This is a genomic window from Streptomyces sp. NPDC030893 (assembly GCF_055571535.1).
Map to the genome: position 1 here is coordinate 147343 of NZ_JBVIFC010000016.1, position 17156 is coordinate 164498.

A 17156-nucleotide genomic window follows, 5' to 3' on the forward strand; every position below is an offset into this window, starting at 1 on the left:
CGCGTGGCCGGTCGCCGAAGGCCACCCCCAGACCTGAAAGAAGAAGTGATACCCATGGCCAAGCGCATCGACGTCAGCGGCCTCAACGCCTACTACAGCTCCTTCCTGGCCATCGAGGACATCTCGATGACCGTGGAGCCCCGCTCGGTGACGGCCTTCATCGGCCCCTCCGGCTGCGGCAAGTCCACCTTCCTGCGCACCCTCAACCGCATGCACGAGGTGACGCCCGGCGGCCGGGTCGAGGGCAAGGTCATGCTCGACGACGAGAACCTGTACGGCGCCGGCATCGACCCGGTGGCGGTGCGCCGCGAGGTCGGCATGGTCTTCCAGCGCCCGAACCCGTTCCCGACCATGTCGGTCTACGACAACGTGGCGGCGGGCCTGCGCCTGAACGGCAAGTACAAGAAGTCCGAGCTGGACGACATCGTGGAGAAGTCCCTGCGGGGCGCCAACCTCTGGAACGAGGTCAAGGACCGGCTCAACAAGCCCGGCTCGGGCCTCTCCGGCGGTCAGCAGCAGCGCCTGTGCATCGCGCGGGCGATCGCGGTGGAACCGAACGTCCTCCTGATGGACGAGCCCTGCTCCGCCCTGGACCCGATCTCCACGCTCGCCATCGAGGACCTGATCGGCGAGCTGAAGGAGCGGTTCACGATCGTCATCGTGACGCACAACATGCAGCAGGCGGCCCGCGTCTCCGACCGCACCGCGTTCTTCAACCTGGCGGCCGTCGGCCAGCCCGGCAAGCTGATCGAGATCGACGACACGGAGCGCATCTTCTCCAACCCGTCCGTCCAGGCCACGGAGGACTACATCTCCGGCCGCTTCGGCTGACCGATCCCCTCGCGGTGCTGCATGGCGGTGCCACCGCGAGGCAAAGGGCCCGCCCCCGAACCCGGGGGCGGGCCTTCGTCATTGCGGGCAGTCGTGCCGCAGGGGCTCGAGCGAAGCCGAGAGTGGGGGAGGCACCCCGCAAACGCCGGGCTGCGCAACACCCCCCGCCCAGCTACAAGAACGCCAAGCTCACCACTCCGTAGGACAACGCGGCAACAGCCGCCGCCGCAGGCATGGTGATGAACCACCCGAGAACAATGTTCTTGGCAACCCCCCACCGCACCGCATTGACCCGCTTCGTCGCCCCCACACCCATGATCGCCGACGTAATCACATGCGTAGTCGAAATCGGCGCATGAAACAGAAACGCCGACCCGAACATGATCGACGCACCCGTCGTCTCCGCGGCGAACCCCTGCGGCGGATCCAATTCGATGATCTTCCGCCCCAGCGTCCGCATAATGCGCCAGCCCCCCGCATACGTCCCCGCGGACAGCATCACCGCACAGGCGATCTTCACCCACACCGGAATCGGATCGCCGTAATCCTCGACATCGGCGATGACCAGCGCCATCACCACGATGCCCATCGTCTTCTGCGCGTCCTGCAGACCGTGCCCCAGCGCCATACCCGCCGCGGACACCGTCTGCGCGATACGGAAGCCCCGCTTGGCCTTGTGTGGATTCGCCCGCCGGAAGATCCACAGAATGGCGGTCATCACCAGGTAACCGGCGATCAGACCCACCACCGGCGACACGAACATCGGAATGACGATCTTGTCGACCACGCCGTGCCAGTACACCGTCGTCCCGCCGGCGAGCGCGGCCCCCACCATGCCCCCGAACAGCGCGTGGGACGAGGACGACGGCAGGCCGAAGTACCAGGTGATCAGGTTCCAGACGATCGCCCCGACCAGGGCGGCGAAGAGGATCCCCATCCCTTTCGAGCCCTCGGGTGTCTGGATCACCCCTTCACTGACGGTCTTGGCGACCCCGGACCCCATGAACGCGCCGGCGAGGTTCATCACGGCCGCCATCGCGAGCGCCACCCGAGGTGTGAGCGCGCGCGTGGAGACGGACGTGGCGATCGCGTTCGCCGAGTCGTGGAAGCCGTTGGTGTACGTGAAGAAGAGCGCGACCCCGATGGTCACGACCAGTGCGAAGGTGTCCATGAAGGGTTCAGGACTCCTTGACCGCGATGGTCTCCACCGTGTTCGCCACGTGCTCGAAGGCGTCCGCCGCCTCTTCCAGTACGTCCACGATCTGCTTGAGCTTCAGCACCTCGATGGCGTCGTACTTGCCGTTGAAGAGGTGGGCCAGCAGCTTGCGGTGGATCTGGTCGGCCTGGTTCTCCAGACGGTTGACCTCGATCCAGTACTCGGTGAGGTTCTCCATGGTGCGCAGGTGCGGCATGGCCTCCGCGGTGAGCTCCGCGGCCCGTGCCAGGACCTCGATCTGCTGCTCGACGCCTTTGGGCAGTTCCTCGACGCTGTAGAGGACGACGAGGTCGACGGCCTCCTCCATGAAGTCCATGATGTCGTCGAGGGAGGACGCGAGGGCGTAGATGTCCTCGCGGTCGAAGGGCGTGATGAACGAGGAGTTCAACTGGTGGAAGATCGCGTGCGTGGCATCGTCACCGGCGTGTTCCGCGGCCCGCATACGCTCTGCGATCTCGGCCCGGGCGGAGGTGTCCGCCCCGAGCAGTTCCATCAGGAGCTTGGAGCCCGTGACGATGTTGTCCGCGGACGCGGCAAACATGTCGTAGAAGCTCGTCTCCCTGGGGGTCAGACGAAAGCGCACGTGGGGTCCTCGGTATGCATCGGTGTCGGTCAGGCTGATGCTAGGCGCATCATCCGGCCACGTGTAACGGGCCGCCCCCCAGTGTCGCCCATCAGGCACAGCGATCAGCACGGGGGCGGGCCGAGGCCCGTTTCCGGCCGCGGCGCATGTCATTGGCCAACAGGCCTATACCCAGCAAAGTTCGGTACCATATACCCGCCAGGGGTATATATCGGCCATCACCATCACAGGAGGACGCGATGACGACCACCGAAACCGGCGCGGACGCGGCCTCCACCCCCGAGGTGGTGACCGATCACGACCGGGGAATTCACGGTTATCACCACGAGAAGCAGGAACACCTCAAACGACTGCGCCGCATCGAGGGCCAGATCCGCGGACTGCAGCGCATGGTCGACGAGGACGTCTACTGCATCGACATACTCACCCAGGTGTCCGCCTCCACCAAGGCCCTGCAGTCGTTCGCGCTCCAGTTGCTGGAGGAGCACCTGCGCCACTGCGTCGCCGACGCGGCCCTCAAGGGCGGCGACGAGATCGACGCGAAGGTCAAGGAGGCCACCCAGGCCATCGCCCGCATGCTGCGCACCTGACCCGGCCGGGGGCCTCAGTCCTCCGCGGACTCCGCACGGGCCTCGCCCACCCGCAGCACCTCGTCGATGCTCTCCAGACTGAGCCGGTCCTCGGCGGCGGAGGCGGCGATGATCAGCTCCCCGCACAGCTCGATCTCGGCGAGCGCCACGTGGTCCTGAACCGTCCTGAGCGGAGCCACGCGCCTCACCTCGTCTCCGTCGTCACCGGCTTCCTAGAGTAGGGAGCGCCCTACGCACCGCGCATGGCACGGAAGGGCTAGTTCGCGCCGGTCACTCCGGGCCGTTCACTCCTCGGCGATCCGGCCGGCGTAGATGTCCCCGGCCTCGGGGAGCCGTACGTCGGCGGGGGCCCCGAAGTCGTAGAGCAGCGTCGTCGAGGCGACCGCGACGGGCTCGGCCTGCAGTCCGTTGACGAAACTGAACCGGTGCCGGACCTTACGGATCCGGCCCTCGTCGTCGAGGTAGACGTCGAACGGCACCCGCACGGTGGCGAACCCTTTCGCCGCCGCGCCCAGCGGCCCCCGGTTCGCTTCCGAGGCCGCCCGCGAGGCCTTCTCCAGGTCGGCGGTCCCCCGGTAGTGGAGCACCTTCGTCCCCGCGACCTCGGTCCGCCCGACGAACGTCGCCGACCGCGTCCCGAGCAACACCTCGGCGGCGGCGAACGGATCGGTGGCCCCGCCGGTGACGAGGTTCCCGTCGGTCAGGGTCCCGGTGTCCACTCTCACCCACTTGTCGGCGGGCACCCCGGCTCCCCGGTTCTTCATGAACAGCGCACCCGGAGCGAGCAGCTCGGTGATGGGCCGCCGCACGGTCTCACCGGCCGGGCCCTGCGGCAGCAGCACCTTCAGCCGGCCGAGCCGCTTGCGGTAGTCGTAGACCCCCTCGCCCCGGATGGTCACCCGGGTCCCGCCGGTGGCCATCTCCAGGGACGTGCGCGCCTTGGAGCTCCCGGCGTCCACCAGCACCCCGGCCGCCTCCCGCAGCACCCGCACGGGATCCCCCGCGGGGGCGCCGTCGGCGGTGACGTCACCGCGGGCGCAGCCCGCACTCCCGAACCCCACGCAGCACACGACCCCGACCACAGCCACCCTGCCGCGCATCCGCCTGTGCCGCTGCCGTCGTCGAGCCATGCCTGCCTACCCCCGCTCCGTCCGACACGGGCCGCTTTGTCGTCGGGGTTAACGACCGGTAAGTGGCCCCGTCACGCCGATGGGCCGGGCGATACCGTGGTCGGGTGCCGCACGAGGACGACGAGCCGGCCCCCGGCCCCCACACCACGACCACCACGGAACAGGGCCCCTTCTGCACAGCCCGCTGCACCTGCGGCTGGCGCGGCCCCGCGAGAAGAGCCCGAAGCCAGGCCCGCAAGGACGCCCAAAACCACACCCCCGAGTGACCCCACTGCGAGCACCCGCACCACGCGCCTGCGAGCACCCCGGCCCCCCAACTGTTGGCACCCCGCCCCCGCAGCTGCGAGCACCCGGCCCCGCAGCTGCGGGCAATCGTGCCTCCCCCAGAGGGGGTACCCCCAGGGCGGCACGGGTGGGCGCAGCGGCACCCCGCAAACGCCGGGCTGCGCAACACCCCCCGCCAGCCGCCACCCCCCGCTCAGCCAAACGGCCCGCGCAACCAAACGGCCCGCACAGCAAACGGCCCGCCCGGGAAAACCCCGGACGGGCCGTCAACACCCAGCCTCAAGATCAGGCAGCCAAATCCCGCTCATCCGCCCCCGAGGCCCCCGCCCCGTTCCGAGCCCCGCCCCCCCGAGCCCCCCGCTCACGCCCGCGCCGCCCCTGCGCAACAACCAGCCACCCACCCCGCGGCGACCGCTCGATCGCCCGCATCAACGGCGTCAGCAGAGCCATCGCCACCGGCGACAGCAGCAGCGCGACAGACGTACCGAGCGCAAGCCCGCCGATGACGTCCGTCGGATAGTGCACACCCATGTAGACGCGGATGAACCCGCCCAGCAGCCCGAACACCAAGCCGATGATCCCGAGCCGCCGATTGGCCAGGAACAGCCCCACCGCCAGCGCCATGCACAGCGTCGCGTGGTCGCTGACGAACGAGTAGTCGGTCTTGCCCTGGACCAGGACCTCGAGCCCCTCATGGTCGTTGAAGGGCCGTGGCCGCTCCACGAATCCACGTATCGGTACGTTCACCAGCACCGCGACGCCCGCCGCGAGCGGGGCCCAGACCAGGGCCGCCACGGTGGGGGCCGCGTCCTCGCCGCCCCGCTTCCTGACGCCCCACCAGCACCAGACCAGCATCCCCAGCAGAGCGAACAGGATGCCGAACTCGCCCACGAACTCCATGACTCGGTCGAACCACGGCGGCGCGTCCTTGGCGAGGCCATTGATGTCGTAGAGCAGGTCGACGTCGGGGTTCGACCCGGAATCGGCGAGTCCAGCCATGGTGCTGCGGCCCCTTCGTCAATATCTCCCGGCGCACCGTTCGCACGCCGTCTTCAACCACCCCCGTGGTCCGTAGATCCGCTCATCGGCTCGGCTACGACAACAGGAACGCATGACACCCGTTGATACGTTCCACGCTCCACCAGATGATCACGCAGACGTTATCGAAGAGAGATACATCTCCGCAGCTCAGGGGGAGGGTTAACGCTCCGCTCACACCGTCGTGGGGAGTGCTTTCGCGCCATCCTCGGTGACACGGGTGGCACCAAAGTAGTCAGGAGTGTCGATCGGGTCGAATCGGATCACGGCACCCGGCCGGGGCGCGTCGATCATGTACCCGCCGCCGACATAAATACCCACATGCCGGATGGCCCGGGAATTGGTGAGGTCGTCCGAGAAGAACACCAGATCACCGGGGAGCAGTTCGCTCCGCTTGGGGTGCGGCCCGGCGTTGTACTGGTCGTTCGCCACGCGCGGCAGCGTGATCCCCACACTCTCGTACGCCGCCTTGGTCAGCCCCGAGCAGTCGAACCGTCCGCCCTGGTCAGCCGTGCCGTTACCGCCCCACAGATACGGCGTCCCGAGCTTCTTCTGCGCGTAGGCGATGGCTCCGGCGGCCTGCTTCGAGGGGTCGACCCGCCCGACCGGCGCGGCGAAGCTCTTCTCCAGCGACCGGATGCGCTTGACGTAGTTCTGCGTCTCCTTGTACGGCGGGACACCCCCGTACTTGATGACCGCGTACGCCCCCGCGTTGTAGGAGGCCAGCATGTTTTCGGTCGGATCCCCGCCGACGTCCTTCACATAGCCCGCGAGGGTGCAGTCGTACTTCGCCGCGGACGGGATCGCGTCCTTCGGGTCCCAGACGTCCCGGTCCCCGTCGCCGTCGCCGTCGATCCCGTGCGCGGCCCAGGTGCCGGGGATGAACTGGGCGATGCCCTGCGCCGCGGCGTGGCTCTGCGCCTTCGGGTTGAACCCGCTCTCCTGGTAGAGCTGGGCGGCGAGCAGGGCGGGATTGATGGCGGGGCAGAGGTTGCCCCACGTCGAGACCAGCTGCTGGTACTCGGCCGGCACGCTGCCCTTGGCGAGCGCCTTGGTCGCCCCGCCCACGCCGTTGACCACGTTCCCGGCGATGACGTACACCCCGACGACCAGCAGCATCACGAAGGCAAGCACGGAGCCGACGGCAAGGGTCGCACCGACCCACACCTTACGCACCGTCAACCACCCCTCACCGTCCGGCAGTCACCGCCGCTCGACAGTGTAAGGGCGGCACCCGCCCTACGGGCCGATCCCGTACGACGAAATGCACGGTCAGCCGCACTCCGCCCACAGCACCTTGCCACCCGACGCCCCCTCCACCCCGCCCAGCAACGACGCACCCCACGCGTCCGCACAGGCCCGCACGAGCGCGAGCCCCCGCCCACCCTCCGAACCCCCGTGCGGCATGCCCCCGCCGGCCCGCCCGTCCCCGAGCCCGACGGGAACGGTGGGGTCCTTGTCCCACACACCCACCCGAAGCTGCCCGGACACGGTGGGCCGGATGTAGAGCGCGTACGGCCCGTCGGTGTGCAGATGCGCGTTGGTCAGCAACTCGGAGGCGAGCAACTCGGCCGTGGGCACGAGCTCCCCGAGCCGATAGGCCCCCAGCACGGACCGCAGGGTCGAACGGGCAATACCCGGCGACCGCGGATCCCGCGAGAGATGAAGGGTGTAGGACCAGGCCGGGGATACGGTGGACATGGAAGTCTCCTGTCAGTCAGGTCAGTTGGTTGGATGGATGCGAACAGGTACCCAGTGGCAGTGCCGAGCCGTCGATCGGTGCGCTTCTGGATGGGGCGCCTGCAACTAAAGCTAGCGGCGACCGTGAAAACCTTTTAACGGTTTCGATAGAAACCCACATACTGCACTCGTGTGAGTGACACGCACGGCAAGGAGGCAGCCAGCCCGTGAGAAGCAATCCGACGGGCCGCCAGCTCCGCTTGGGCAGCGAACTGCGCAAACTCCGAGAGCGCGCCGGCCTGACGGCCGTCGAGGCCGGTCAACTTCTCGGCATCAAGCCGAACCAGATCAGCAACATGGAGGCAGGTCGGGCAGGAGTCAGCCCCGATCGCGTCCGCACCATGGCCCACCACTACGAATGCGCCGACCAAAGCCTCGTCGAAGCCATCGCCGGGATGACGGGCGAGCGCAGGCGTGGCTGGTGGGAGGAGTACCGCGACCTCCTGTCACCCTCACTACTGGACCTGGCCGAGCTCGAACACCACGCGATGCATCTGCGCAGCGCCGTGACGGCCCATATCCCCGGACTGCTTCAAACGATCGACCACGCCCGGACGCTGTTCCGTGAGGTCGTCCCTGAGCTCGGACCACCCGACATCGAGCACCGCGCTTCGTTCCGCATCAAGCGCCAAGCGGTGATCTACCGAGACTCCCCAACCCCGTACCTGGCACTCATCCATGAAGCCGCCCTGCGGATGCGATTCGGCAGCACGGCTACTGCCGGAGCCCAGTTGCGGCACCTGCTGGACATGAGCGAGCGGGAGCACATCACCATCAGGGTGATCCCGTTCGCGGCCGGAGGCTTCCCGGGGTCGGGGCAGTCGATCTTCTACTCACGCGGGCCGGTGCCTCAGCTCGACACGGTCCACCTCGACCAGTCTCACGGCCCAGTCTTCCTCGACGCAGAGGCCCAACTCGACAAGTACCGCAACGTCCTCCGTCGGGTCGAGTCCCGAGCCCTCCCACCGGAGAAGTCTCGGGACCTCATCCACGCCATCCACCAAGATCTCTGAAGGGACCTGAAGTGCCCCAGTCCACTTGGCAGAAGTCGTCCTACTGCGGCGAGGGCGACTCCTGCGTGCACGTAGCCATGACACCCGCCACGATCCACATAGCCGACTCCGCCGACCCCGGCGACGCGATACTCACCACAACCCACGAAGCGTTCCGGCGCTTCATCGATGCCGTGAAGGCAGTGGGCAGCAGCCAACCGACCTGAGGAGCAGTCATGCACAGTCTCCCTTGGCTGAAATCCTCGTACTGCGCCTCCGGCGACTCCTGCGTGCACGTGGCCAAGACACCCACCGCGACCCACGTAGCCGACTCCGCCGACACGGTGCTCACCACCAGCCACCAGGCGTTCCGCACCTTCATCCGCGCGGTCAAGACCGCGAGCATCCGTCAGCCGACCTGAGAGGCAGTCATGCACGCACTCCCATGGCAGAAGTCCTCCCACTGCGGCGAGGGCGAGTCCTGCGTGCACGTAGCCAGGACACCCACCGCGATCCACATGGCCGACTCCGCCGACCCCGGGGACGCGATACTCACCACGACCCACGAAGCATTCCGGCGCTTCATCCGGGCCGTCAGGGAGGAGCCCCGCTTCGTTGCTCAGCGTTACATCACGTGATACACAGAGCGACGATACGACTCTTCACCCATCGGAGCGCGCCCCTGCCGGGGCCCGGCGCGCGCCGGTGGCAAGCTGTTCCTACGAAACCCGCCAACAGATGACGCCAAGTCGACATACGAGAGCGCCATCGTCGGCGACAATGAGTCCTGACCTCTGCACCACCGCAGGGGTGCGGAACTACCCATACAGGGGCGGTGACTTACATGTTCTTCGCGGCCGACGAGGGAGACATCAACACCATTATCGGCGGGATCGCTCCGGATTGGGGCCCCTTCGGCAGCTTGGGCAACGAGGCCAAGATCATGATCGAGGTGGTCATGGCGGTCGCCATCCTGATCTGCCTGGGCATCGCCATCTGGGGGGCGGCCAAACAGCGCATCGGCGCCACCGCGTTGAGGGACACGTTCAGCGCCGAACAGGGCAAGGGCCTCATCATCGCGGGGCTCACGGGCGTCTTCATCATCGGCTCGCTCGGCACCCTGTTCACCATCGTGTACGGCATGGCCGTGTAGCTCCGCGCCACCACTCCCGACCGGGCACGCCCGGCACCCCCTCCATCCCACCCACCCGTCGTGCCCACCGGCTGAGGTTGCGTTTCCCTGATGTCCAGTCACCACACCGCACCCGAACGGGAGCCGGCCCGGCTACCGTCGTACGTGGAGTACACGGAGTACGAGGTGTATCCGCACAACGCTGAGGGGGCGTACGCGGCATGAGTCTCGGAGACGACACCGGTCAGACCCGCACCCGTCTGCCGGAAGCAGGCGGCGGCGCGCGCAGAGGCGCCCGCTCGTCATCGCGCAGCCTCATCACCGTGGTCGGTGTGGTGGTCGTCCTGATCGCCGCGATCGCCTTCGCGAACCGTGGAGGGGACGACTCCGCGGGGGAGGAAGGCGGCTCCGGCGACTCGCCGAAGTCGGCGGCGACGGCCCCTTCGGGGAAGAAGCCAGTGGACACGAAGACGGCCGGCATCCCCTCCGGCTTCGCCCACGACCGCCAGGGCGCGGAGAGCGCGGCGGCGAACTACGCGGTGGCGCTCGGCTCCGACGGCATGTTCCGCCCGGACCGCCGGCGCGAGATCGTGCAGGCCCTGGCGGACTCCCGTTCCGTCGACAGCCTCCAGTCCGGCTTCGACGCGGACTACTCCGCCGACTTCCTCAAGTCCCTCGGGCTCGACGAGGACGGCAAGGCCCCCGACGGCAGCACGTTCGTCAACCGCACGGTCCCCGCAGGGACCAAGGTGACTGCCTACAGCGACAACGCAGCGACCGTCGAGGTCTGGTGCCAGGGTCTCTTCGGCCTGGCCGGAGAGAAGTCGACCAACCCCGTCACCAGCAGTTGGTTCACGGTGACCATGAAGCTCAATTGGAGCGGTGGCGACTGGAAGGTCTCGGAGACCACCCAGAAGACCGGCCCCACGCCCGTCCCCGGAGACAATCCCGCTTCCGGAGCCGATGAGATCAGCAAGGCGGTCCAGGAGTTCGGAGGCCTCACCTATGCCCGGTAGCCGACACCGCGTCCTCAAGCTCACCGGCCTTGTCGCCGCCGTTCAAGCGACCGCCGTCCTGCTGGCCGCGCGGGCCGCCGCAGACCCCTCGCCCTCCCCGACACCGACGCCGACGGAGGGCGACAACCCCTGCGAGCTGATCGCCGGCCCCGCCAAGGAGTACTGCGAACGTGGACAAGCGGGTGAGAACGGCGAGGGTGCCACCACCCTCGACGACCCCTCCGCCACCCTCGACCCCCTCGCCTCCCTCGCCCAGGGCTGTGCCGACGCCGCCTCCTGGACGATCAAGCAGCTCAGCGGTGCCGTCGAGGACACGGCGAACGTCGACTTCACCAACGACACGTTCCTCCAGCAGTACGCCGTCGTCTTCGCCGCGTCGACGATCCTCACGCTCCTGCTCTGGCTCCTCGCCGTCGCCAAACGCGCAGTGCGCGGCGTCCCCCTCACCACCGCGATCTCCGAGGCGATCGGCTTCCTCTGGCTGACCGTGCTCGCCTCCGCCTTCACCCCGCTGATCCTCTACACCGTCGTCTCGGCCACCGACAGCATCACCGACGTGCTGGCGAAGGCGACCGGCGACCAGACGGACACGTTCTTCGGCACGTTCGCCGGCGCGCTCGAGAAGGGCGACGACATCGGCGGCGGCCCGATCATGCTGATCGTCGTCTCGCTCGTCTCCATCCTCGCCGCCGGCATCCTCTGGCTGGAGCTCGTCATCCGCGCCGCCCTGCTCTACGTCGGCGCCCTCCTCGGCACGGTCGTCTACGCCGGCCTGGTCGACAAGAACCTGTGGGGCCACGTCCGCCGCTGGGCGGGCATCATGATCGCGGTGATCCTCGTGAAGCCCGTCATCGTGATCGTGCTCGGCCTCGCCGGGGCGCTCTCCGCCGAGGAAGGCCCGGACGCCTTCTCCGCCGTGGTCTCCGGACTGGCGATCATCCTGCTGGCCATCTTCGCCTCGGCGATGATCTACCGCTTCGTCCCCGGCTTCGGCGACGAGATCGCCGGCTCCCGCAACAACCGCCTCATGCAGGGCGCCGAGGGCAAGGCCGCCGCCGTGATCAGCTCCCCCGCGACCCTGGTCGCCCAGGGCATCAAGACGCACAGCACCCGCGCCGACAACCACGGCGGCGGTGGCGGCGGCCAGTCCTCCGGCGCCCGCGCCTCCAACCCCGCCTCCGGCGGCGTCGCCGCGCACAGCTCCCGCGCCCCGAGCGGCAGCGGCACCGGCACCGGCACCGCCGCCCCCGCACCCCGCTCGGGCAGCCCGGTGAACACCCCCCACGCCAGCAGCACCCGCAACAGCAGTACCAACCGCACGGGAGGTGAAGGGCGTTGACGACCGAGTCCCACTTGTCCCATCCGGTCACGCCCCGCCGTACGTATCTGATCGGCCGCGCCCGGCCGAACGCGATCGTCGGCCGCAATCGCGAGACCGGAGAGATCGCGCTGATCGTCGTGGGCGCGTTCCTCGGCATGATGTGCGGGCTTCTCGTCCCCGTCCTGACCGTGCGGATCGTGCTGCTCGCCGGCCTGCCCATGATCGCGCTGGCCGCGGTCTACGTGCCGTACAAGGGCCGCACGTTCTACAAATGGTTCGAGATCAACCGCAGCTACAAGCGCACCGTGCGCCGCGGCACCACCTACCGCTCCGGAGCCGTCGAGGCGGGCACCCGCATGGACGGACGCGAGGTGGCGGTCGGGCCGCCGCCCGGGATCGGGCGGATCACCTGGCTCGCCGCGCCCTTCGGCCCGGACGAGATCGCCGTACTGCTCCACGCGGACCGCAAGACCGTCACCGCGGCCATCGAGATCGAGGGACCGGGCGTCGGCCTGCGCGACTCCGAGGACCAGGAAGCCCTCGTCGACCGCTTCGGCACGCTCCTCAAGCACGTCGCCAACGGCGACGGCTTCGTCACCCGCATTCAGATGCTGGCCCGCACCCTGCCCGCCGACCCCGACGCCCACGCCAAGGACGTCTCCCTGCGCGGCGACGAGAAGTCACCGCCGTGGCTGCGGCAGTCGTACGAGCAGCTCCAGTCGATGGTGTCCACCAGCAGCGAGCAGCACCGCGCCTACCTGGTCGCCTGCATGCACTACAACCGCGAACTGGCCACCGAGGCCAACACCATGGCCCGCGCGATGCGCAGCCAGGGCGGCGGCAAGGTCGACCGGGACGCGGGGCTCGCCGTCGTCATGGCCCGTGAGCTGACCGACATCTGCTCCCGGCTCCAGGAGGCCGACATCCGCGTACGACAGCCGCTCGGCCAGAGCAGACTGTCCTCGCTGATCCACTCCATGTACGACCCGGACCACCCGATCGACCACATCCAGGCGATGACGCAGCGCAACGCCTGGCCGGCCGAGCTGGACGCCATGGAGCCCACCTACCTCCAGGCCAAGACCCGCGAGTCCGCCACCCGCGCCCCCTGGTGCCACGCCACCGCCTGGATCAAGGAGTGGCCGATGACCCCCGTGGGCGTCAACTTCCTGGCCCCCCTCCTCGTCCACACCCCGGACGTGATCCGCACGGTCGCCGTCACCATGGACCTCGAACCCACCGAGGTCGCCATCGAGCGGATGCTGACCGAGAAGACCAACGACGTGGCGGAGGCGTCCCGCGCCGCCAAGATGAACCGCACCGTCGACCCGCGCGACATGGCCGCCCACAGCAGGCTCGACCAGCGCGGCGAGGACCTCGCCAGCGGCGCCGCGGGCGTCAACCTCGTCGGCTACATCACGGTCTCCTCCCGCACACCCGAGGCCCTGGCCCGCGACAAGCGGACCATACGGGCGTCGGCCGGAAAGTCGTACCTGAAGCTGGAGTGGTGCGACCGCGAGCACCACCGCGCGTTCGTGAACACACTCCCGTTCGCCACCGGCATTCGAAGGTAGGGGCTGAGCCGCCATGCGGGATCCGCTGTCCGTCGTCACCGAGGCCTTCACGTCCTTCCTGTTCGGGAAGGTCGAGACGACCCGGCTGCCGGTGCGCACGTCCACGGGCCAGGCACAGGCGGTCTACCTGCCGACCGCCGCGCCCGGCCTCGGCGACTCCGGCGTCATCATCGGCCGCGAGGTCTACTCCGGAAAGGGCTACATCTACGACCCGTTCCAGCTCTACGGCCAGCAGCTGCCGGCACCGCACTGGCTGGTCCTCGGCGAGTCCGGCAACGGCAAGTCGGCCCTGGAGAAGACGTACGTCCTGCGCCAGCTGCGCTTCCGCGACCGCCAGGTCGTCGTCCTGGACGCGCAGGGCGAGGACGGCGTCGGCGAATGGAACCTCGTCGCGCAGGAGATGGGCATCACTCCCATCCGCCTCGACCCGATGGCCGCCCTGGACCACGGCATCCGCCTCAACCCGCTCGACCCGTCGATCACGACGACGGGCCAGCTCGCCCTGCTGCGCACCATCATCGAGGTCGCGATGGGCCACGGCCTGGACGAGCGTTCCGGCTTCGCCCTCAAGGTCGCGCACGCCTACGTCAACGAGACGATCGTCGAACGCCAGCCGGTCCTCTCCGACATCGTCGAACGCCTGCGCCACCCGGAGCCGGAGTCCGCGGAGGCGATGAACGTCGCCATAGACGACGTACGGGCGTGGGGCCTGGACGTCGCCCTGGTCCTGGACCGCCTCGTCGACGGTGACCTGCGCGGCATGTTCGACGGCCCGACGACCGTCGGCATCGACCTCGACGCGCCGCTCATCGTCTTCGACCTGTCCCACATCGACCGCAACTCCATCGCCATGCCGATCCTCATGGCGATCGTCGGCGTCTGGCTGGAACACACCTGGATCCGCCCCGACCGGAAGAAGCGCATCTTCCTGGTCGAGGAGGCCTGGCACATCATCAACAGCCCGTTCGTCGCCCAGCTCTTCCAGCGGCTGCTGAAGTTCGGGCGGCGGCTCGGCCTGTCGTTCGTCGCGGTCGTCCACCACCTGTCCGACGTGGTGGACGGTGCGGCGGCGAAGGAGGCGGCGGCCATCCTGAAGATGGCGTCGACCCGGACCATCTACGCCCAGAAGGCGGACGAGGCGAGGGCGACCGGCCGGGTCCTCGGCCTGCCACGATGGGCGGTGGAGATCATCCCGACGCTCACCCCCGGTATCGCGGTCTGGGACGTCAACGGCAACGTCCAGGTCGTCAAACACCTGGTCACCGAGACCGAACGCCCCCTGGTCTTCACCGACCGCGCGATGACCGAATCCTCCGCCGACCTCGCCGACGACGCCCTGCGCGCCGCCGAGCGGGAGGCGGAGGAACGGGCGGCGGCCTTCGTGGAGCAGCACGTCGGCGACTCCGAATCGACGGTGGCGTAGGGGGAGCAGGGCGTGAGACCGGACGATCACCGTGGGCACGGCGGGGCCGGCGGCGGCAGCCAGGGCGGTATCCCCGACGGGCTGCTGATCGGCATCCTCGGCTTCCTCCTCGGCCTGACCACGATGGTGTGGACGGCCACGGGCCTCGCGGGCCTCTTCGCCCACGGCCGCTGGCCGTCCGGCGTCAGCTTCACCCGCACCCCGGTCGCCGTGCGCCACCTCGTCGCCGACCCGCGGGACCTCCCCGCCGCCTGGCCGGACGCCCCGGCCACCGACCTCTCCGGGTACGGCCTCTTCTGGGGCCTGTTCATCGGCCAGCTGATGATCCTGGCCGTCCTCACGGTGTTCGTCGTGGGCACGGTCGCCCGCTGGCGGGCGGTACGGGCCCGGCGCCGGGCGGAGCGCGCGGCGGGCCTACGGAAGCCGCAGCCGGCACCCCGGCCGGAGCGCGCACGGGAGCCCGAGCCGGCACCCGAGCACCTGCACGAGGTACCGGCCCCGAGGGTGCCCGAGCAAGTGCCACCGGACCCGCAGCCGGCGGAACCACGGACCGCCGCGCTCACCGCCCCATCCAAGGACGAACCCGCGGACGGACGGAAAACCCCCCGCTCCGAAGGCCCGGGCCTCCACTACGGCCCCCCGGCCACCCGCCACACCACAGCCGCCCAGGCCATCCGGGACGCGGAGGGCCCCACCCTCGTCCTCACCTCCAACCCCACCCTCTGGCACGACACCAAGGACGCCCGCGCCAAACTGGGCCCCACCCACCTCTACGACCCCACGCACCTCTGCGACACCCCGGCCCGCCTCCACTGGTCCCCCACGGCCGGCTGCGAGGAGAAGGCGACAGCGGCTTCCCGCGCGGCGGCGCTCCTCGCCCCCGTACGCCCCACCTCCCGCCTCGACCAGGCGGTCAGCGACACCGCCGAGACGCTGCTCCGCAGCTATGTGCACGCCGCCGCCGTCGACGGCCGCACCGTCCGCCACGTCCACCGCTGGGCCCAGGGCGTCCAGGTGTACGACGCCGTACGCATCCTCCGCACCAACCCCAAGGCCGCCTCCGGCTCCGCCGGCGAACTCGAAGCGGCCCTCACCGCGCACCCCGACCGCCGGGACATGGCCCAGCAGTTGACCACCCGCGCGCTGTCGGCCCTCTCCACCCTCCATGTCCGCGAGGCGTGCACTCCCAACCGAAATGATGCCCTCGCCTTGGATTCCTTCATCGACGAAGGGGGAACGCTTTACGTTGTGGGCGAATCCATCGAGGATCCCCGCACCAACCCGGGCGCGATGCCCCTGCTGACGGCGCTCGCCTCACACGTGGTCGAGCACGGCCGGCGCATGGCCGAACGGTCATCCTCCGGTCGGCTCGACCCACCACTCACCCTCGTCCTGGACGATGTGGCGGCCGTGGCCCCGCTCCCCCAGCTCCCGGAGCTCATCGCCGGCGGCAGGGACCGGGGCATGCCCACCCTGGCCCTGCTCCGCTCCCGCGAACAGGCCCGCACCCGCTGGCCCCACGACGAACTACCGGTCTGACCCGGGCCGCCCGACCACCATCTCCAGCTCGTGCTCGTCCGGCCCGTCCCCCAACGGCACGCGCACCCCGCTCTCCACGAACCCCGCCTTGCGGTAGAAGCCCAGCGCCCGCGCGTTCTCCGGGTGCACGATGAGCCGCACCCGCTCCGTGCCACGCCCCCACGCCCATTCCAGCGCGGCATCGAACAACGCCTCGGTCAGCCCGCTCCCCCGGTGCCCTGGCGCCACATACACCCCCACGAGATGCCCCTGCCGCCGCTCGACGGCCAACCCCGCCCAGTCCGTCCCCCCGGCCTCCTCTATCAGCACGGCGACCGTGCCGACCCAGCTCCCGTCCGCCGTCTCGGCGACGAACTGCCGTGCTCCTCCGGCGCCTTCCGCCCCGCCGGCCGCGCGCTCCCGCCAGAACGAGTCCGGCCTGGCCGCGGCGGCCTCGTACGTTTCCAGATAGGCGAGATGCGCCAGCGGATCCCGCAGCGCGGTGAGCCGCAGCTCCTTCACCGCGGCCCACTCCTCGGCCCGCACCGGCCGGATGACACAGTCCTCGAAAGACATGACACTGACACTCATGGCCGCCACGGTAGTACCGGGGCTCGTCGAGCCGTCCCGAAACGCAGAAAGCCCCCGTGCCGAATGGCACGGGGGCTTTCTCACTATTTGTTCGGCGGCGTCCTACTCTCCCACAGGGTCCCCCCTGCAGTACCATCGGCGCTGTAAGGCTTAGCTTCCGGGTTCGGAATGTAACC

The 17156-nt window shown here is 69.3% G+C and carries 20 protein-coding genes and 1 rRNA gene; 12 read left to right on the plus strand and 9 right to left on the minus strand.

Annotated elements, in window-relative coordinates; all coding sequences use genetic code 11:
- The first annotated feature begins 54 nt into the window (after positions 1 to 54).
- Positions 55 to 831, plus strand: a complete 777-nt coding sequence (gene pstB / locus ACZ434_RS26735) for a phosphate ABC transporter ATP-binding protein PstB (protein WP_468460132.1) — start codon at positions 55 to 57, stop codon at positions 829 to 831.
- A gap of 172 nt (positions 832 to 1003) precedes the next feature.
- Here pstB and ACZ434_RS26740 read toward each other — a convergent pair whose 3' ends face one another.
- Complete coding sequence (locus ACZ434_RS26740; protein ID WP_468460134.1) at positions 1004 to 2002, minus strand: inorganic phosphate transporter; 999 nt, start codon at positions 2000 to 2002, stop codon at positions 1004 to 1006.
- A gap of 7 nt (positions 2003 to 2009) precedes the next feature.
- Entirely contained in the window at positions 2010 to 2630 is a 621-nt protein-coding gene (locus tag ACZ434_RS26745; protein ID WP_093769288.1) for a DUF47 domain-containing protein, read from the minus strand.
- A gap of 239 nt (positions 2631 to 2869) precedes the next feature.
- Between ACZ434_RS26745 and ACZ434_RS26750 the strand changes: the two genes are divergently transcribed.
- A complete protein-coding gene (locus ACZ434_RS26750) occupies positions 2870 to 3220 on the plus strand; it encodes a metal-sensitive transcriptional regulator (RefSeq protein ID WP_468460136.1) in 351 nt (116 codons plus the stop codon).
- 14 nt (positions 3221 to 3234) lie between these two features.
- On the opposite strand, the gene ACZ434_RS26755 is transcribed toward ACZ434_RS26750, so the two are convergent.
- From ACZ434_RS26755 to ACZ434_RS26775, 5 genes are all read right to left on the minus strand, one after another.
- The gene (locus ACZ434_RS26755) at positions 3235 to 3399 is read right to left on the minus strand and encodes a hypothetical protein (protein WP_468460174.1); all 165 of its coding nucleotides are present in this window, start codon (positions 3397 to 3399) and stop codon (positions 3235 to 3237) included.
- Between the two features lie 105 nt (positions 3400 to 3504).
- The gene (locus ACZ434_RS26760) at positions 3505 to 4350 is read right to left on the minus strand and encodes an SCO4651 family lipoprotein (RefSeq protein WP_468460138.1); all 846 of its coding nucleotides are present in this window, start codon (positions 4348 to 4350) and stop codon (positions 3505 to 3507) included.
- A 570-nt stretch (positions 4351 to 4920) separates the two neighbouring features.
- On the minus strand, positions 4921 to 5634 hold the full coding sequence (locus ACZ434_RS26765; protein WP_468460140.1) for a phosphatase PAP2 family protein: 714 nt from the start codon (positions 5632 to 5634) through the stop codon (positions 4921 to 4923).
- A gap of 213 nt (positions 5635 to 5847) precedes the next feature.
- The gene (locus ACZ434_RS26770) at positions 5848 to 6855 is read right to left on the minus strand and encodes a C40 family peptidase (protein WP_468460142.1); all 1008 of its coding nucleotides are present in this window, start codon (positions 6853 to 6855) and stop codon (positions 5848 to 5850) included.
- 90 nt (positions 6856 to 6945) lie between these two features.
- Positions 6946 to 7284: an ATP-binding protein gene (locus ACZ434_RS26775; protein WP_468460144.1), complete on the minus strand. Its 339-nt coding sequence runs from the start codon at positions 7282 to 7284 to the stop codon at positions 6946 to 6948.
- 296 nt (positions 7285 to 7580) lie between these two features.
- Here ACZ434_RS26775 and ACZ434_RS26780 point away from each other — a divergent pair, with 296 nt between their 5' ends.
- The 10 genes from ACZ434_RS26780 (at position 7581) to ACZ434_RS26825 (ending at position 16410) form a co-directional block, all read left to right on the plus strand.
- Entirely contained in the window at positions 7581 to 8426 is an 846-nt protein-coding gene (locus ACZ434_RS26780; protein WP_468460146.1) for a helix-turn-helix domain-containing protein, read from the plus strand.
- 11 nt (positions 8427 to 8437) lie between these two features.
- The gene (locus ACZ434_RS26785) at positions 8438 to 8632 is read left to right on the plus strand and encodes a DUF397 domain-containing protein (protein WP_468460148.1); all 195 of its coding nucleotides are present in this window, start codon (positions 8438 to 8440) and stop codon (positions 8630 to 8632) included.
- A gap of 9 nt (positions 8633 to 8641) precedes the next feature.
- Complete coding sequence (locus ACZ434_RS26790; RefSeq protein WP_468460150.1) at positions 8642 to 8827, plus strand: DUF397 domain-containing protein; 186 nt, start codon at positions 8642 to 8644, stop codon at positions 8825 to 8827.
- Positions 8828 to 8836: 9 nt separating this feature from the next.
- A complete protein-coding gene (locus tag ACZ434_RS26795) occupies positions 8837 to 9043 on the plus strand; it encodes a DUF397 domain-containing protein (protein ID WP_468460152.1) in 207 nt (68 codons plus the stop codon).
- A gap of 206 nt (positions 9044 to 9249) precedes the next feature.
- Positions 9250 to 9558, plus strand: a complete 309-nt coding sequence (locus ACZ434_RS26800; protein WP_030829533.1) for a hypothetical protein — start codon at positions 9250 to 9252, stop codon at positions 9556 to 9558.
- 200 nt (positions 9559 to 9758) lie between these two features.
- A complete protein-coding gene (locus tag ACZ434_RS26805) occupies positions 9759 to 10553 on the plus strand; it encodes a DUF8175 domain-containg protein (RefSeq protein WP_468460154.1) in 795 nt (264 codons plus the stop codon).
- Positions 10543 to 11892 (plus strand): hypothetical protein, encoded by a 1350-nt coding sequence (locus tag ACZ434_RS26810; RefSeq protein WP_468460156.1) that lies wholly within the window; start codon positions 10543 to 10545, stop codon positions 11890 to 11892. Before ACZ434_RS26805 ends, ACZ434_RS26810 begins: the two co-directional genes overlap by 11 nt.
- Positions 11889 to 13448: an SCO6880 family protein gene (locus ACZ434_RS26815; RefSeq protein WP_468460158.1), complete on the plus strand. Its 1560-nt coding sequence runs from the start codon at positions 11889 to 11891 to the stop codon at positions 13446 to 13448. Before ACZ434_RS26810 ends, ACZ434_RS26815 begins: the two co-directional genes overlap by 4 nt.
- Before the next feature lie 13 nt (positions 13449 to 13461).
- Positions 13462 to 14871: an ATP-binding protein gene (locus ACZ434_RS26820; RefSeq protein WP_468460160.1), complete on the plus strand. Its 1410-nt coding sequence runs from the start codon at positions 13462 to 13464 to the stop codon at positions 14869 to 14871.
- A gap of 12 nt (positions 14872 to 14883) precedes the next feature.
- Positions 14884 to 16410, plus strand: a complete 1527-nt coding sequence (locus ACZ434_RS26825; RefSeq protein ID WP_468460162.1) for a type IV secretory system conjugative DNA transfer family protein — start codon at positions 14884 to 14886, stop codon at positions 16408 to 16410.
- Here ACZ434_RS26825 and ACZ434_RS26830 read toward each other — a convergent pair.
- On the minus strand, positions 16399 to 16980 hold the full coding sequence (locus ACZ434_RS26830) for a GNAT family N-acetyltransferase (protein ID WP_468460164.1): 582 nt from the start codon (positions 16978 to 16980) through the stop codon (positions 16399 to 16401). The genes ACZ434_RS26825 and ACZ434_RS26830 overlap by 12 nt on opposite strands.
- A gap of 89 nt (positions 16981 to 17069) precedes the next feature.
- Positions 17070 to 17156: ribosomal RNA gene (rrf, locus tag ACZ434_RS26835) — 5S ribosomal RNA — on the minus strand; the annotation flags it as partial.

What these genes read in the sequence shown, in the direction of transcription:
- pstB (WP_468460132.1), top strand. Translation starts at nt 55, where the DNA reads ATGGCCAAGCGCATCGACGTCAGCGGCCTCAACGCCTACTACAGCTCC.
- ACZ434_RS26740 (WP_468460134.1), bottom strand. Translation starts at nt 2,002, where the DNA reads ATGGACACCTTCGCACTGGTCGTGACCATCGGGGTCGCGCTCTTCTTC.
- ACZ434_RS26750 (WP_468460136.1), top strand. Translation starts at nt 2,870, where the DNA reads ATGACGACCACCGAAACCGGCGCGGACGCGGCCTCCACCCCCGAGGTG.
- ACZ434_RS26760 (WP_468460138.1), bottom strand. Translation starts at nt 4,350, where the DNA reads ATGGCTCGACGACGGCAGCGGCACAGGCGGATGCGCGGCAGGGTGGCT.
- ACZ434_RS26765 (WP_468460140.1), bottom strand. Translation starts at nt 5,634, where the DNA reads ATGGCTGGACTCGCCGATTCCGGGTCGAACCCCGACGTCGACCTGCTC.
- ACZ434_RS26790 (WP_468460150.1), top strand. Translation starts at nt 8,642, where the DNA reads ATGCACAGTCTCCCTTGGCTGAAATCCTCGTACTGCGCCTCCGGCGAC.
- ACZ434_RS26795 (WP_468460152.1), top strand. Translation starts at nt 8,837, where the DNA reads ATGCACGCACTCCCATGGCAGAAGTCCTCCCACTGCGGCGAGGGCGAG.
- ACZ434_RS26800 (WP_030829533.1), top strand. Translation starts at nt 9,250, where the DNA reads ATGTTCTTCGCGGCCGACGAGGGAGACATCAACACCATTATCGGCGGG.
- ACZ434_RS26805 (WP_468460154.1), top strand. Translation starts at nt 9,759, where the DNA reads ATGAGTCTCGGAGACGACACCGGTCAGACCCGCACCCGTCTGCCGGAA.
- ACZ434_RS26810 (WP_468460156.1), top strand. Translation starts at nt 10,543, where the DNA reads ATGCCCGGTAGCCGACACCGCGTCCTCAAGCTCACCGGCCTTGTCGCC.
- ACZ434_RS26820 (WP_468460160.1), top strand. Translation starts at nt 13,462, where the DNA reads ATGCGGGATCCGCTGTCCGTCGTCACCGAGGCCTTCACGTCCTTCCTG.
- ACZ434_RS26830 (WP_468460164.1), bottom strand. Translation starts at nt 16,980, where the DNA reads ATGAGTGTCAGTGTCATGTCTTTCGAGGACTGTGTCATCCGGCCGGTG.